This window comes from Lysobacter sp. P5_C4 (assembly GCF_054049695.1).
Genome location: NZ_JBFULX010000006.1, coordinates 38,765 through 54,479, shown reverse-complemented (window position 1 = coordinate 54,479; position 15,715 = coordinate 38,765). Strand labels below are relative to the sequence as shown.

Below are 15,715 nucleotides of genomic sequence, written 5' to 3'. Positions count from 1 at the left end.
ATGACCCAACAACTCAATCCCAATGCCGCAGCGCCTGCCGACGCACCGGTGAGCAAGCGCAAGCGTGCGCTGCTGATCCTCGCGGCCGTCGTCGTCATCGCCGCGATCGCCTGGATCGCCTGGTATTTCCTCGTCGCGCGCTGGCACGAAGACACCGACGATGCGTACGTCCTCGGCAATGTCGTCTCGATCACGCCGCAGACGCAGGGCAYGGTCGTCAGCATCGGCGCCGACGACGGCATGAAGGTCATCGCCGGCCAAGTGCTTGTGCAACTCGATCCGAACGACGCGCGGGTGGCGTACGAACAGGCCGAAGCCAACCTCGCCAATGCGGTGCGCCAGGCGCGTGGCCTGTACAGCGCGGTCGAAGCGAACCACGCCGACATCGCCGCGCGTCGCGTCGCAGTGCAACAGGCCAAGCAGGACGTCGCGCGCCGCGCGGGCCTGGTCGCGACCGGCGCGGTCGCCGCCGAGGAACTCGCGCATGCGCGCGACGAACTCGCCGCCGCGCAAGCCGCACTCGCCGGGTCGAACGAAAACCTCTCGCGCAATCGCGCGCTCGTCGATGCGACCACGGTGCAAACGCAGCCGCAGGTCGCCGCCGCCGCCGCGCAATTGCGCCAGGCCTACCTCAACCTGCAGCGCATGGCGATCGTCGCGCCGGTGACCGGTTACGTCGCCAAGCGTTCGACGCAGCTCGGCCAGCGCGTGCAGCCGGGTGTCACGCTGATGACGGTCGTTCCGCTGGAACAGGTGTGGGTGGAGGCGAACTTCAAGGAAACGCAGCTCGCCAACATGCGCATCGGCCAGCCGGTGGAACTGCATTCGGACCTGTACGGCAAGGACGTGCGCTTCGATGGCCACCTCGTGAGCCTGGGCCTCGGCACGGGCAGCGCATTCGCGCTGTTGCCGGCGCAGAACGCGAGCGGCAACTGGATCAAGATCGTGCAGCGCGTGCCGGTGCGCATTTCGGTGGACACCGAACAGCTGAAGGCGCATCCGCTGCGCCTGGGCCTGTCGATGCATACCGACGTTTCGATCCGCGATCTCAGCGGCCCCCTGCTCGCCGCGGCGCCGCCCGCCAAGCCGTTGCTGACGACCGATGCCTACGCCAGGCAATTGGCCGATGCCAACGCGCGCATCGCGAAGATCGTGGAAGCGAACCTGGGCCGTCGCGGCTAAGCCACACCCATGTCCGCAACGACCGCAAACGCGGCGCCGCTGCCGCAGGCCGGCTTCCGCCCGCCGAACATGGCGCTCACGACGATCGGCCTGGCGCTCGCCTCGTTCATGCAGGTGCTCGACCTGACGATCGCGAACGTCTCCTTGCCGACGATCTCCGGCAACCTCGGCGGCAGCGCGAACCAGGCGACGTGGGTGATCACGTCCTTCGCGGTGAGCAACGCGATCGCCTTGCCGCTCACCGGTTGGCTGACGCGGCATTTCGGCGAGCGCAAGCTCTTCGTGTGGGCGACGGCGTTGTTCGTCGTTGCCTCCTTTTTGTGCGGCCTTGCCAACAGCATGGGCCTGCTGGTGGCTGCGCGCGCGCTGCAGGGCTTCGTCGCGGGCCCCATGTATCCCATCACGCAGGCCTTGTTGATTTCGATCTACCCGGCGCACAAACGCGGGCAGGCGATCGCGTTGCTGGCGATGGTGACCGTCGTCGCGCCCATCGCGGGCCCGATCCTCGGCGGCTGGATCACCGACAACTATTCGTGGGAATGGATCTTCTTCATCAACGTGCCGATCGGGATTTTCTGCTCGTTCGTGGTCGGGCGGCAGTTGAAGGGCCGCCCGGAGCGGCTCGAAAAGCCGAAGATGGATTACGTCGGCCTGATCACGCTGGTGCTCGGCGTGGGCGCGCTGCAGATCCTGCTCGACCTGGGCAACGACGAAGATTGGTTCCGATCCAACCTCATCGTCGCGCTCGCGATCCTCTCGACGATCTCCCTCGCGGTGTTCGTGATCTGGGAGATGACGGACAAGGACCCGATCGTCAACCTGCGCCTGTTCCGCCACCGCAATTTCAGCGCGGGCACGGCTGCACTCGTCCTGGCGTACGCATCGTTCTTCAGCGCCAGCATCCTCGTGCCGCTGTGGCTGCAGCGCAACCTCGGGTATACGGCCATCTGGGCGGGCTTCGCCACGGCGCCGATCGGCATCCTGCCGGTGATCCTGACGCCCTTCGTGGGCAAGTACGCGCACAAGTTCGACCTGCGGGCGCTGGCGACCGCGGCGTTCATCGCGTTGTCGCTGACGAGTTTCGCGCGCGCCGGGTTCAACCTGGACGTCGACTTCAACCACATCGCGATGGTGCAGCTGTTGCAAGGCTTCGGCGTGGCGTTGTTCTTCATGCCGGTGTTGCAGATCCTGCTGTCGGACCTGCAGCCGCACGAGATCGCGGCAGGCTCGGGGCTGGCGACGTTCATGCGAACGCTGGGCGGTTCATTCGCCGCGTCGCTGACCACCTACATGTGGTCTGAACGCGGCGCCGTGCACCACGCGCACCTGACGGAAAAACTGTCGGCCTACGACCCGGCGACGACCGAGGCGGCCACGCGCCTGGGCAACGGCGACCTGCAACGCGGCGCGGCGGTGCTGGAACGCCTGATCTCCAACCAGGCCGCGCAGATCGGCTTCAACGAGATCTTCCACCTGCTCGGGATCGTGTTCCTGATCGTGATCGCGTTCGTTTGGATCGCCAAGCCGCCGTTCCAGGCGAAGGCCGGGCCGGAAGCCGCGGCCGGCCACTAGCCACTCGCGCGGCGGCGATCAACTCGCCGCCGACAACGCATCCGACAATCGCTCGACGGCGATGACCTCCAGCCCCTTGAACGCGCTGGCCTTCGGCGCGTTCGCCTTCGGCACGATCGCGCGCTTGAAACCATGCGTCGCGGCTTCGCGCAGACGTTCTTCGCCGTTGGGCACCGGGCGGATTTCGCCGGATAGGCCTATCTCGCCGAAAGCGACGGTTTTCTCGGCGAGCGGGCGGTCGCGCAGCGAAGAGAGCACCGCCAGCAACACGGGCAAGTCCGCCGCCGTTTCCTGCAGGCGGATGCCGCCGACGACATTGACGAAGACATCCTGGTCCCCGACGCCCACGCCGCCATGGCGATGCAGCACGGCCAGCAACATCGCCAGGCGATTCTGTTCCAGGCCGACGGCGACGCGGCGCGGGTTGGACAGCGGGGAGGAATCGACGAGCGCCTGCACTTCGACCAGCAACGGCCGCGTGCCCTCGCGCGTGACCATCACCGCGCTGCCGGGCTGCGCGGTGCTGCCGCCGGAGAGGAAGATCGCCGACGGGTTGGGGACTTCGCGCAGGCCCTTTTCGCCCATCGCGAACACGCCGAGCTCGTTGACGGCGCCGAAGCGGTTCTTGAACGCGCGCAGCACGCGGAAGCGGCTGCCACTTTCGCCCTCGAAGTACAGCACCGCGTCGACCATGTGTTCGAGCACGCGCGGGCCGGCGATCCCGCCTTCCTTGGTGACGTGGCCGACGAGGAACACCGTCGTTCCCGTTTCCTTCGCGTAGCGCACCAGGCGCGCCGCACTCTCGCGCACCTGGCTGACCGAACCGGGCGCTGCGCCGAGGGATTCGGTCCAGAGCGTCTGCACCGAGTCGGCGACGATCACCTTCGGGCGCATGGCGACCGCCTGCTCGAGGATGCGCTCCACGCCGGTTTCGGCGAGCGCGTGCAAATGATCGATCGGCAACCCCAGGCGCACCGCGCGCCCGGCCACCTGTGCAAGCGATTCCTCGCCCGTGACGTACAGGCCCGGCAACGTGGCGCCCATTTGCGCGAGCGCTTGCAACAACAGGGTGGATTTACCGATGCCCGGATCGCCGCCGACCAGCACGACCGCGCCTTCGACCAAACCGCCGCCGAGCACGCGATCGAACTCGCCGATGCCGGTGGTCACGCGGGCTTCTTCGCTGTGGCGCACTTCGCGCAACGCGGTGACCTGCGGCGCGTCGACCTTTCCTGCCCAGCCGTCGCGCCGCGCCGCAGGCGCAGCCGTCGATGCGGATTCGAGCGCGATTTCGCTCAGCGAATTCCACGCTCCGCACGCATCGCACTGCCCTTGCCACTTGGCGTAGTCCGCACCGCACTCGTTGCAGACGTAGGCGGAATTCTTCGGTTTCTTGCCGCTGGCGACCTTGGCCATTCGAACTGCACTTGCTTGGGCGATGGCGCATCGTAGCCCGTGCAATCCCACGACGTGCGACAACGCTTCGGCGAAACCCGGACCGTGCCCGGAAAATCGCGCGCATAAAAAAAGGCCGGGGCGGTCCCCGGCCTTGCGACGCCATCCTTGGCGCGCGTCCCTGTCTGAATCCGTCCGCGCGTCCTTGCCCGGAGGCTCGCGCGAACGCCGTCCCTGACGTCGCGCGAGCGTTGGTCGATCTGTTTTTCCCCGCGTTTTGCCTTACAAGTCGCTCCCGGCCTGCGCCGCGTTGCGGATCAGGCCCGAGAAAGGCAGCAGCTGTGTGACATAACGGTTCCAACGCGTGATGCCGGCCGGGCCGATCCACACCACGTCGCCCGCTTTCAGCGTGAAGCGCGATGCCACCGCGAATGCCGCCGGCGACCTCGCATCCAGGTTGAACACCGCCGCCGGATTGCCCTTGTCGTCCATGCCGCGAATCACGTAGACCGCGCTGCCTTTCGACGTCTCCGGGTTCAGGCCGCCCGCACGCCCGAGGGCTTGCGTCAGCGACATGTCGCTGGTCTTGAACGGGATCGCCTTGGGGTCGCGCGCTTCGCCCACCACGTAGACCTCGTTGCGATCGTTGTACGGCAGGTACACGCGGTCGCCGGGCTTGAGGTAGATGTCCTGCGCGACGCCGTCGCGATTGATCGCGTCGAGGTCGATCGGGTAATTCCTGCCATCCCGCGTGAGCACCAGGCCGGAGAGGTTGGCGTTGGCGACATCCACGCCCGCGCGGCCGATCACCTGGGCCAGCGTCTGCGGCACGGTCGTGGTGTCCTGCGGCGCGGTGTTGGAGAAGGCACCTTGCAACGACACGCGGCCACCGAAGCCGACGACGTTGACGTCGACCTGCGGATCCTTGAGGTAACGGGCCAGGCGCTTTTCGAGCGTGTTGCGCACCTGCTCGACCGTCAGCCCGCCGACCTTGAACTTGCCGGCGTAGGGATAGAACAGCGTGCCGTCGGACTGCACCTGGCGGCCGTTGGTGATCGCCTGCTGCTGCGAACCGGCCGGCGTGGTCAGTTCGGGGTGGTCCCACACCGTGATGATCAGCGTATCGCCGGGAGCGACTTCATAGGAGTTGGGCTGGAACGCCGTGAGCTCGGCCGGCAACACCACCGGCTGCCGCTTGGCGGCCACCAGGTCGGCCGTGATCGGGGTCACCGCGATTTCCTGGCCGTTGTCGACGATGGTCGACGGCCCCCTTTCCGACATCGTCTGGCCCGGAATGCAGCCCGTCAGTGCCAGTGCGATCGCGAGCGTGGCGATGCGCGTCAGTTGGGTGTTCAAGGTGGAGCCCTCCTAGCTGGGAAGCGCGCGCCCGCGCGCCGGTGTTTGGGGAATGCTGTTGCGTCCTGACTCGCCCCGTGGATGCCCCGGTGAGCCGAATTCAGGTTGTCCGCGGCAGCCTACGGACAGGGTTATCGGCGCCGCGTGAAAATGATGGGCTTCGCCAACGGCCCCGCGTTCACGCGGTTTTTCTCTCGAAACAAGCGGCCATCAGGCCTGCGTACTCTTTCAACGCACGGCCGCTGCGCCACAGGGCACGGCCGCTGGGCAACCATCGGTCGGCCCAGCGATCGCCGCGGACGGACGGCGGCTCGGGCACCGGCACTTCGATGACCTGCAGCCCGGCGCCGCGGAAGAGCACGCTCGCGCGGGGCATGTGGATGGCCGAGGTGACGAGCAGGACCGAGCGCACGCCGTGGGCGCGGGCGATCTGCGCCGAGTAGCGCGCGTTGGTCGTCGTGTCGGTGCTGCGTTCTTCCAGCAGCAGGGCGTTGTCGGGCACGCCGAACTTGCGCATGCCGCGCGCCATGTTGCGTGCCTCGGTGCGCCCGCCTTCGCCGCCGCCGGAGAGGATCACGCGCGGCGAGCGCCCGGCGATGTACAGCCGCGCGCCCTGTGCGAGCCGGCTGTACTTGAGGTCGTCGAGCGTGACGCCAGACCTGCTGATCCAGGTGTAACCGCCACCGCCGAGCACGACGATGGCATCGGCGTTCGGCAGGACCGCCGGCGACGCCGCGGCGTAGCGATCTTCCAGCGATTCGCGCAGCCACTCGGCGTTGCCGGGCAAGGACCAGAACGCCGACCAGCCGATCGCAAGGACCGCCAGCGCGAACGCAACGCGCTTCCACTTCAGCAGCGCGAACACCACGCCCGCCACTGCGAGCAACACCAGTGTCAGCGCGAGCGGAAAGGTCAGTCCGACGACGATGTCGCGCAGGAATTGCAAATCAGGCCGCCGCCCGGCTCGGCATGCCACGCGAGGGCAGCAGTTCGTCGTACACCTCGATCGTGCGGCGGATGACCATCTGCTCGTCGAAGTGTTCCATCGCCTTGCGGCGCGCCTGATCGCCCAGGCGGCGCACGAGGACGCGATCGTCGTCGAGCAGCGCCAGGCGCTCGGCCAGCGAACGCGCGCAACGCGGTTCGACGTGCAACCCGTCGACGCCATCCTCGCTCACCACTTCGCGACAACCCGGCAAGTTCGTCGTCACGACGGCGAGGCCGCAGGCGGCCGCTTCGATCAGGCTTTTCGGCACGCCTTCGCGGTAGTAGCTCGGCAAGGCGATGACATCCATCGAACGCATCAGCGAGGGCATGTCGTCGACGTGGCCGCGCCAATCCACCAGCCCCTCGGCCACCCAGCCTTCGGCCTGTTCGCGACTGGCCGACCGCGGATTGCCGGGATCGGGCGAACCGGCGATCACGAATTCGATGTTGCGTCCCTGCGCACGCAACATGCGCGCGGCTTCGATGAACTCGCCGATGCCCTTCTCCCACAACAGGCGCGCAGCGAGCAACACGCGCAGCGGACGCGGTTCGATGATCGCATCGACGGGGAGGAAGCGTTCGAGGTTCACACCGGAACTGCGGATCACGCGGATGTGCTGCTGCGGCACCAGTCGCGCGCGCACGAACGCATCGGCGTCGTCGGGATTCTGCAGGATCAGGCGCGATTGCTTGCCGCCGAGCGTGCCACGCATCAGCAGCTTCACCATCGGGCGCAAGGTGCGCGCCAGCATCGCGTCGCTTGCGAACACGTAGCCCATGCCGGCCACCGCGTTGACCACCGCCGGCACGCGCGCCGCACGCGCGGCGAGCGCGCCGTAGATCGCGCACTTCACCGTGAAGTTGTGCAGCAGGTCCGGGCGTTCGGCGCGCAGGATGCGCGTGAGCGCGCTGATGGTCTGCGCTTCGCGCCAGGGATTGAGGCTCGCACGATCCATCGTGAGCTGGATCCAGCGCAGCTGGTGCGCCGAGAAACGCTCGCCGTACTCGCCGGGCGGCGACAACATGACGACGTCGTGCCCCTCCGCCTTCAATCGCAGGGCGGTGGACAGTCGGAAGTTGTAGAGATACCAATCCGTGTTGGCATAGAAGACGAACTTCATCGGGTGGACTCCGCCAGACGATGGTGATGCAGATACGGAACGTAGGGCTTTTCGGCGGCGACTTCGGTCGCCCTCGACGCCACCACCGAACGCAGCATCCACGGGAAGACGAGGAACAGCAGGAAACACGACGCGTAACGAATGCCCGATCCTGGGTTGTACATGCCGAACGGGACATAAGCGACGAGGGTCAGCAGCACTGCGGGCAACCACGCGAGCACGAGGATCTTGCGCCCGGTGGCGTCGGGAACGCGGAACGCCTGCTGGATCGCGTACAGCAGCAGGAAGAACACCGTCAGGCCCGATACCATGAACGGCAGCATCACCGGGCGTGCGAAGACCTCGGCCGGCGTCGGTCCGACAACCGCCAACGGCAGCGTCCACCACAGGCTCGCCAGGTAGGCCTGCGTGGTTTCGATGTTGATCCACAGGCGCGTGGTGCCGGAGTCGATCGTGAAATACAGGCGCGCCTTGGGCAGCACTTCATTGGCGATGTAATCGTCGATCTGCGGCCACAACGCGATGATCAGGACGCCGCCGATCAACACCATCAGGAAAGCCTGCACGCCCAGGCTCAAACCCACGCGCGGGCCGCGCTGCAACATCCAGGCCATCAGGAAGAACAGGCCCATCGCGCCACCGAAGGGCGCGCGGATGAACACCATGCCGGCGATGCACAACACGGCGAACCACCACTTGCTCCACGATGGTTTCCGGAAGTACCCGGCCATCGCACCCATGAAGTAACCGAGCAGGCCGATGTACAAGGATTCGCGCCCGACCACCGAAGCCCAGACGCCGAAGCTCGGAATCAGCAGGATCGCGAGCAGCGGCCAGCGATACGGCCCATGCACGCGCGCCTGCCCGACCAGGTAGGCCACGCCGCTGGCGGCGAACAACGAGAACACCAGGTGCGCCAGCACGTCGACCTTGAGCAGTCCGACCACCGTCGTCGCGAGCTGGGTGACGAAGTACGTGCGCGCCGAGGCTTCGTCGTCGTAGGCGCCGGTCAGATAGGAACGCGCGTCGCCGAGCTGGCTGAAACGGCTGTAGATGAAGACGGCGAACAGCGTCCACGCGATGAAGATCGCGTACACGCTTGCCTTGCCGAGCCGGTTGCGGGCCGGCGGCGCCTGGTGCTCTGCAGCCAGATCGGCGTAGGGGACATCGGTCATGACATTCTGATAACGATTGGGGCGTGAGAGAGAGGTCATGGATGGACGCCCCTGGCCCGCCGGAATTGCCGCACGCCGTGCCAGGTTCCCGCCAACAGCACCAGTTCGGCGGTGACCGTCGCCCAGGCGGCGCCGATCACGCCGAAGTCCGGGATCAAGGCGGCGTTCAGCAAAATCGCCACCCCTGTCGCCCATGCCATCGCGTAGACGCGGTAGCGCATGTGCTTGTCGGTGAGCAGTGCCGAGCCCATCGCCGTGGAGAGGAAGCGGATGGGCGGACACAAGGACAGGATGAGCAGGATCGCGACGACGCCGCGATAGGCCTCGCCGAACACCAGCGGAATCACGAAGGGCGACACGACGGCCAGCCCGATGCTCACCACCACGCCCATCGCGAACATGCCGACGTTGCCGCGCTTGTAGACCATCCAGAACTTGTTCGGGTCGTGCGCGGCCCAGCGATGCAATTTCGACAACAGGAATTTCTGGTAGATCGTCGCGGGGATCAGGTAGATCGCGGTCATCACCGCAAGGCCGATCGCCCAGAAGCCGGCCTGTTTGTCGCCACCCAGGTATTTGAGCAGGATCGTGCTCACTTGGAAGAACACCGGATAGAGAATCGCGACCATGCCGAAAGGCCAGGCCTGCGACCACAGTTCGGACACGCGCGGCTCCTGCACGGGCGTCTGGGCGACCGGCTCCGGCCCGTGGCCGCGCAAGTCGATCTCCCCGCGCATCACCGAGCGCAACAACGGCAGGGCCCACACCACCATCGCCAGGGAAATCACCGCGTAACTGGTCGCGACGAATCGGCCCGTGAGTTGCGGCACGAGCAACAGCGCGAAGGCGACGAGCAGGCGACTGACCGGAATCGCGAGTTGCCACCCCGCCATGCGCGCGTAGCGATCCTCGAGGCGGTACTTCGTGCTCAACATCTCGATGGTCAGGATGTGTAGCACGATGGGGATGAGCACGAGCAGGTCGTAGCGCGTGTCCGCATCGGGCGCGACCAGCAAGGCCCAGCCAATGATGATCGCGATGGCGAGCACGCAGGTGCCGACGGTGAAGCGCAACGACGGTCCGATCCAGCGCCGCGCCGCCCAGCCTTCCACGCCATAGACACGCAGGCGGAACTGCGCGAGGCCGAAGCCCGCGAGCGGTGCGATCATCGTGATGGTGGCGAGCGAGGAGGCGAACAGACCGTAGTCGTTCGGCCCCAGTTCGCGCGCGAGCAGCGTTTGCGTCAGGAACACGCAGACCGCGCCGATCGCGGTCGCCGCGCCCAGCATCGTGATCGTCTTCAACGCCCGTTTCCAACCGGGCATCAGCCATTGCGCGACGCGCGCCGGGCTTTCCATCGTGACGGCGCCTGCCTGCTCCGAATCCATGTGGATGACACTGCCCCCTGCGAATTCGCGGGACCTTATCGTCACTTACGTGAAGACGGGGTTGGACAGGGTCATTCCAGCAAAAAAAAAGGGGGAAGCGCCCCCCAGCGCTTCCCCCCGCGGCGGGCCCGCGCGATGCGCGAAACCCTTCCGTCCTTGCAACCTGGTTGTCAACGACTACCTGTAGTAGTTCGTGCCCACGCTGATGTTCGAGGTGATGCCCCGCACCAGGATGTCGCGTTCCACTTTCTGCGAATAGCCCGCCATCGCGAAGTCGGCGCGGTCGACGATGCCGTTGCGGGCATAGTTGCCGTAGAAAGTATTCTGGCTGATGTCGCACCCGCTTGTGCCGTCCTGGAGGTAGATCCCGGTCGCCGAATTCATGCGGACGCTGCACTGCGTGATCGTCATCGCAGTACTGCCGACGGTCACGATGCCGCAGCTGCCGTTGTTCGTCACCGTACAGCGGCGGATGGTGGTGTTGCGCGACCGCTTGTAGGCCAGCAGGCCGTACTTGCGGTTGCCGCGCAGCACGCAGTTCTCGATCGAGACGTGGTCGGAGATGCCCGGGTCGTCGGGTTCGATGTCGATGCCGCACTCGGGCGCGGTGCCGTTGCTGTAGGAGAACTCGCTGTCGCGGATGGTGATGTTGGTGCCGCGGCCGATCGACAACCCCTGCCGGCGGTTGTTGGTCGAGACGATGTTGGACACCACGATGTCTTCGCACGGGATGGGCGCTGCGCCGAACACCAGTGCGGCGCCGATCGAGATGCCGTCGCCCCAGCAATCGGACAGGCGCATGTCGCGCACGGTGACGCGCTGCGAGCCGCGCACGAACACCCCGTGGCCCCACTCGCCCGTCGAGCCCAGGTGCCCGTAGCGATCACCGATGACCTGCCCGCCCGAGATCTCCACGTCGCTCACCTTGTACGCATAAAGCAGGTAGGCCTTGTCGAGCGCGTTCGGCTTGCAGACCAGCAGGGCCATCGGATCCAGCTGCAGGTGCATGTTGCTGCGCAGGCGGATCGACTTCGTCGCATCCACCAGGTAACGCCCCGCCGGCACGAACACCGTGCCCCCTTCGGCGGGCAATGCCTGGATCGCGGCGTTGATCGCCGCAGTGTCGTCGCGCACGCCGTCGCCCTTTGCGCCGAAGTCGCGCACGTCCAACGCGGCGCCTCCCCGCGCGCGCGGCGCCGGCAGGTACATCGCGCGGGACATCGCAGCGGCGCAGAAGGTCGTGCTCCCCAGCACGACCGGCGTCGCCGCCAACAGCGCGTTGCGCAGGAAACTGCGCCGCGCGAGCTTGCCCTTCCCCGAAGCGTCCATCCCCGACCCTCCCCTTCACGTCCTGCTAACAAGACGTTGCAGGGCGGATGTTGGTCGTGACGCCGCGCAAATACACGCACCGGAGTCGCGAAACGTGGAGGCCGCCGCCAATTCACGGAGCTGACTGGGGGAAATCGGGGATCGAGGCAAGGCCCGATCAGGCCGCGGATCGTGATCACCTCCGCAGCGCGCGCAAGCCTCGGTGCGGTTTTTAGTCCAGGCGGTTGTCGGCGGCGACCTTGGGCAGGTAGGCGCCGTCGGCGACTTCCAGGTTGCGCGCCCAGCGCGGATCGGTGCCGAAGGTCTGTTTGCGCGGGCGGCCGGGCGCGTTGTCCGCGAACGTGTTGCCGGCGATGTCGACGTTGCGCGACTGCTTGCGCAAGGAGATGCCGACCTTCGCATTGCCGCGGATGCGATTGCCGCGGATCGACAGGCCTTGCGTGCCGACCGCGAGGATCCCCGGGTTGCGGTTGTCCTCGATCGTGCAATCGCGGATCAACACCCCCTGCGTGTCGAACCACACCTGGATGCCGGGGCCGCGATTACGACGCACCAGGCAACGTTCGATGCGCACGTCCTTCGCGATGTCGCCCTTGTCGGGCTCGACATCGATGCCCGCCATCGGCGCGGTGCCGCCGGTATCGGCCATCTCGCAATCGTGCACCCACACGCGGCGCGACCGGCCGACGGTGAGGCCCTGCCGGCGATTGCCGATGAACTTCACGTTGGCGATCTCCACGTCCATGCTCGGGCGCAGGTCTTCGCGACTGCGCTTCTTCCCGCCGATGGAAATCCCGTCGCCCCAGCATCGCGAAATGTGCATGTCGGCAACGACCACGCGCACGCCGTCGTAGATCGCGATGCCGTGGCCCCACTCGCCGTCGGTGCCCAGGTGGCGATCGCGATCGCCGACGATGCGGCCACCGCTGATGCGCACGTCCGTGACGGCCTGCACGAGCAGGACGTACGCGCGCGGGGCGGCGTTCGGGATCGCATGCAACTCCGCGCCGCGGGCCATCTTCAGATGGACGCCGCTGCGCAGGCGCACGCTGTGCAGCGGATCGATGCGATAGATGCCGCTGGGCACCTCGACGGTGCCGCCGTCGGTCAACGCGTCGATTGCATCCTGGAAGGCGTGCGTGTCGTCGTTCGCCCCATCGCCGCGTGCGCCGAAGTCGCGCACGCTCACGGTACGACCGGATTTCGCGTACGCCCCGCGCCCCAGCGCGAGCATCGTGCCGGTGCCCGCCAGGCGCGCGAGCAGCGAACGTCGCGAAATCCCGTTTTCGGAATCGACGGGCGACTTCCCGCCCGCCGGTGGCGCCCTCATGCCTTGCTCCCCGCCTCCGCCCGGCCCGTCAACCACGGCAGCAACACCGCGAGCAGGTAGAACTTGGAGGCGTGGTACTTGTTGTCCATGCGCGCGCGATTGCGTTCGAGCCAGTGCGTCGCGCCCGGCAGCATGTAGCGCGCTTCGCGCGACTGCGCATGCACCGCGTCGAAACGCGCCTTCGCCAGCCCGCGCACGTCGAAGCGGAAGCTCCCCTTGTGCGCGACATAGGGCAGGTTCGAGAACCGCGTCGCGATGTGCTCGCGCACGAGCACCTTGCTCATGCCCGTGGCCGGATCCATCTGCAGTTCGGTGGGCACATCGTTGTAGACCCAATCGCAGAAGTGCGGGTCGCAGAAGGGATAGGCGATCTTCAGCGCGGTGGCTTCGGCCGTGTAGATGCCCTTGGCGAAGCCGCCCGCGGCCGCGGCGATCGACAGCGAGATCACGCGGTATTCCTCGTCGCTCGTCGCCGACCGGATTTCCGAAAGGAACGGCAACAACCGATCGCGCGAACGGCGCGCCATGCCGCGTCCGAACAACTCGTCGACTTCGCCATCGGTGAAACGCGACCCCGGGAACACGCGCTCCACGGCGTTCATCTGCAAGGTACCCAGCGCGAAGCACACCTCGAAGTTGTTGCTCACCCACGGCAGTTCGGTCGCCACGCGCGGCAGGCGGATGCCGCGCGCCAGCCACTTGAGCACCTTGTACTGCGAATTGACCGGGATGCCGAAGTACGTATCCGAGCCCAGGCCATCGACCATCCCGTCGCCGCCACCGGCCTGGATTTCGTAGGCCAGGTCGACGTAGGACAGCAGGGCGAAGTCCGCCGTGAGCGAGGGCATGCGCGGCGCGACCGCGAGATACCGGTCGTAGGCGCGCGCCGGATCGCACACCAGGGACTCGTGGCGCAGGCCGAGCGTCGTCGCGACGACTTTCGCCGACTCCACTTCGTTTTCTTCCACGCCGCCGAGATAGGTGATGCACGTGGTGTCCGGGCGCGCGTCGGCGAGCGCGATCGCCAGCGTCGTCGAATCCTTGCCGCCACTTTGCAGCGACCATGGGCCGCGCATCGTCGCGCAGCTGGATTCGATCGCCTGGCACAGGTGCGCGTGATAGGCATCGACCCAGTGCTTGTCCGGCGTGGCCTTCGCGTCGCGGCGCTTGCCGCTATCGCGCCAACGGAAACCGTAGGCCGTCGCACCGTGCGGGTCGCGTCCGGCGAGGTTCGCCGAGAGCGACTGCATGTCCTGCCCTTCGAAGATCGAATGCGGCGGATACACGAAGCCGTTGCGCAGGACATCGGCGACGGACACGTCATCGATTTTCCGTGCACCGGGGTACGCCGGGGGCGGCGGCGCGTGCGCTGCCTGCATGGGTTGCGGAATCACGAGGCTCACGGCGGCGTCGGGCGCGTGCGATGCAGCTGGATCCAGGGGAGCACCACGGCCAGGAGGTAGAACTTCGAAGCGTGGTACTTGTTGCCGAGGCGATGGCGATTGCGTTCCAGCCATCCAGCCGCGCCGGGCAACACATCGCGTGCCTGCACGGCGAAATCGTGGACGGTGTCGAAGCGCTTCTCGGCCAGGCCGCGCACGTCGAAACGGAAACTCCCCTTCTTCTTCACGTACGGCAATTCCGGGAATCGCGTGGCGATATGGTTACGGACGAGCACCTTGTTCACCCTGGTCTGCGGATCGATCATCTGATGCGGGGGTACTTCCCGATACACCCACTCTCTGAAACGCACATCGCAGAACGGATAGGACGCGTGCATGCCAAGTGCGCTGCACGTGTAGAGCCCCTTGGCGAACGCACCGGCCGAACCGGCGATCGACGTCGACATGTCGCGCCATTCGTCCAGGCTGCTTGCCGACGCGATTTCCGCGAGGAAAGGCTGCAATCGCGCCCGCGAGGCCTGCGAGACGGGCCTGCCGAAGATTTCGTCGGTTTCCGCATCGGTGAACCGCGAACCGGGGAACACCCGTTCGATGGAGTTCATCTGCAGCGTGCCGAGCAGGAAGCACAGTTCGAAGCTGTTGGAGACCAGCGGTAGCTCGGAGAGCGTCGTTGGCAGGCGCACGCCGCGCGCCAGGCGCATCAGGGTCTTTTGCTGGCGCGACATCGGCGTACCGAAATAACTGTCGGCGCCCAGCCCATCGATCACGCCGTTGCCGCCCTGGCCCGCGATTTCCGTCGCGAGGTCGACATACGACAGCAACGCGAAGTCAGCAGTAAGCAGGGGCATGCGATCGGCGACCGCCAGGTAACGGTCGTACGCGCGGCCCGGGTCGCACTGGAGCGTTTCGTGGCGCAGGCCGAGCGTGCGCGCGACGAAGGTCGCCGATTCGATTTCGTTTTCCTCGCGTCCGCCGTGGTAGGTGATGCACGTCGTATCCGGGCGTGCGTCGGCGACGGCGATGGCGAGCGTGGTGGAATCCTTGCCGCCGCTCTGCAGCAGCCACGGCGAGGCGACATCGCGGGTGGATTCGGCGACCGCTTCGCACAAAAGGCGGTGGTAGGTGCCGACCCAATCCATGTCGTGGTCGGGGTGGCCTTCGGTGTCGGCGCGCTTGCCCGAATCCCGGAACTTGAAGTGGAACTCCGGCGAGGCCTGCATGTCCTGCGAGGGCGAGAAGCCGAAGGTCACCAGCTTGATGTCTTCGAAGATGGAGTGCGGCGGGTAGACGAAGGCGTTGCGCAGGATGTCGGCGACCGAAATCAGGTCGATGGTGCGCGGCTGCGCATCGCTGCCGGCCACGCCCGAAAAATCCGGGCGCCCGTAGTAAGGCGACATCGTGATCTGCAGCGGTCCCCGGCGGGGCTCCACCGAGGATGCGAAGGTGCGCGTGTCGATCGTGGTCGTGGCGTTCATGG

The 15,715-nt window shown here is 66.7% G+C and carries 12 protein-coding genes; 2 read left to right on the top strand and 10 right to left on the bottom strand.

Annotated elements, in window-relative coordinates:
• Complete coding sequence (locus ACXJJ8_RS14015; protein WP_499031209.1) at positions 1-1,182, top strand: HlyD family secretion protein; 1,182 nt, start codon at positions 1-3, stop codon at positions 1,180-1,182.
• A 9-nt stretch (positions 1,183-1,191) separates the two neighbouring features.
• Positions 1,192-2,754: a DHA2 family efflux MFS transporter permease subunit gene (locus tag ACXJJ8_RS14010; RefSeq protein ID WP_499031207.1), complete on the top strand. Its 1,563-nt coding sequence runs from the start codon at positions 1,192-1,194 to the stop codon at positions 2,752-2,754.
• Between the two features lie 18 nt (positions 2,755-2,772).
• Here the strand turns inward: ACXJJ8_RS14010 and radA are convergent, their stop codons facing one another.
• The 10 genes from radA to ACXJJ8_RS13960 all read right to left on the bottom strand — a co-directional run bounded on the left by radA (position 2,773) and on the right by ACXJJ8_RS13960 (position 15,713).
• Positions 2,773-4,170: a DNA repair protein RadA gene (radA, locus tag ACXJJ8_RS14005; RefSeq protein ID WP_499031205.1), complete on the bottom strand. Its 1,398-nt coding sequence runs from the start codon at positions 4,168-4,170 to the stop codon at positions 2,773-2,775.
• Positions 4,171-4,431: 261 nt separating this feature from the next.
• Positions 4,432-5,505, bottom strand: coding sequence for a polysaccharide biosynthesis/export family protein (locus ACXJJ8_RS14000; protein WP_499031202.1), 1,074 nt, complete (start codon positions 5,503-5,505; stop codon positions 4,432-4,434).
• A gap of 178 nt (positions 5,506-5,683) precedes the next feature.
• Complete coding sequence (locus ACXJJ8_RS13995; protein ID WP_499031200.1) at positions 5,684-6,451, bottom strand: YdcF family protein; 768 nt, start codon at positions 6,449-6,451, stop codon at positions 5,684-5,686.
• Between the two features lies 1 nt (position 6,452).
• Positions 6,453-7,613, bottom strand: coding sequence for a glycosyltransferase family 4 protein (locus ACXJJ8_RS13990; RefSeq protein ID WP_499031198.1), 1,161 nt, complete (start codon positions 7,611-7,613; stop codon positions 6,453-6,455).
• Positions 7,610-8,788 (bottom strand): hypothetical protein, encoded by a 1,179-nt coding sequence (locus ACXJJ8_RS13985; protein WP_499031196.1) that lies wholly within the window; start codon positions 8,786-8,788, stop codon positions 7,610-7,612. Before ACXJJ8_RS13985 ends, ACXJJ8_RS13990 begins: the two co-directional genes overlap by 4 nt.
• A gap of 35 nt (positions 8,789-8,823) precedes the next feature.
• Positions 8,824-10,176, bottom strand: coding sequence for a lipopolysaccharide biosynthesis protein (locus ACXJJ8_RS13980; protein WP_499031194.1), 1,353 nt, complete (start codon positions 10,174-10,176; stop codon positions 8,824-8,826).
• Between the two features lie 177 nt (positions 10,177-10,353).
• Positions 10,354-11,505: a glycosyl hydrolase family 28-related protein gene (locus tag ACXJJ8_RS13975; protein ID WP_499031191.1), complete on the bottom strand. Its 1,152-nt coding sequence runs from the start codon at positions 11,503-11,505 to the stop codon at positions 10,354-10,356.
• A gap of 211 nt (positions 11,506-11,716) precedes the next feature.
• Positions 11,717-12,835: a right-handed parallel beta-helix repeat-containing protein gene (locus ACXJJ8_RS13970; RefSeq protein ID WP_499031187.1), complete on the bottom strand. Its 1,119-nt coding sequence runs from the start codon at positions 12,833-12,835 to the stop codon at positions 11,717-11,719.
• Entirely contained in the window at positions 12,832-14,154 is a 1,323-nt protein-coding gene (locus ACXJJ8_RS13965) for an asparagine synthase-related protein (RefSeq protein WP_499031186.1), read from the bottom strand. Before ACXJJ8_RS13965 ends, ACXJJ8_RS13970 begins: the two co-directional genes overlap by 4 nt.
• A gap of 80 nt (positions 14,155-14,234) precedes the next feature.
• A complete protein-coding gene (locus tag ACXJJ8_RS13960; RefSeq protein ID WP_499031183.1) occupies positions 14,235-15,713 on the bottom strand; it encodes an asparagine synthase-related protein in 1,479 nt (492 codons plus the stop codon).
• Between the last annotated feature and the right edge of the window lie 2 nt (positions 15,714-15,715).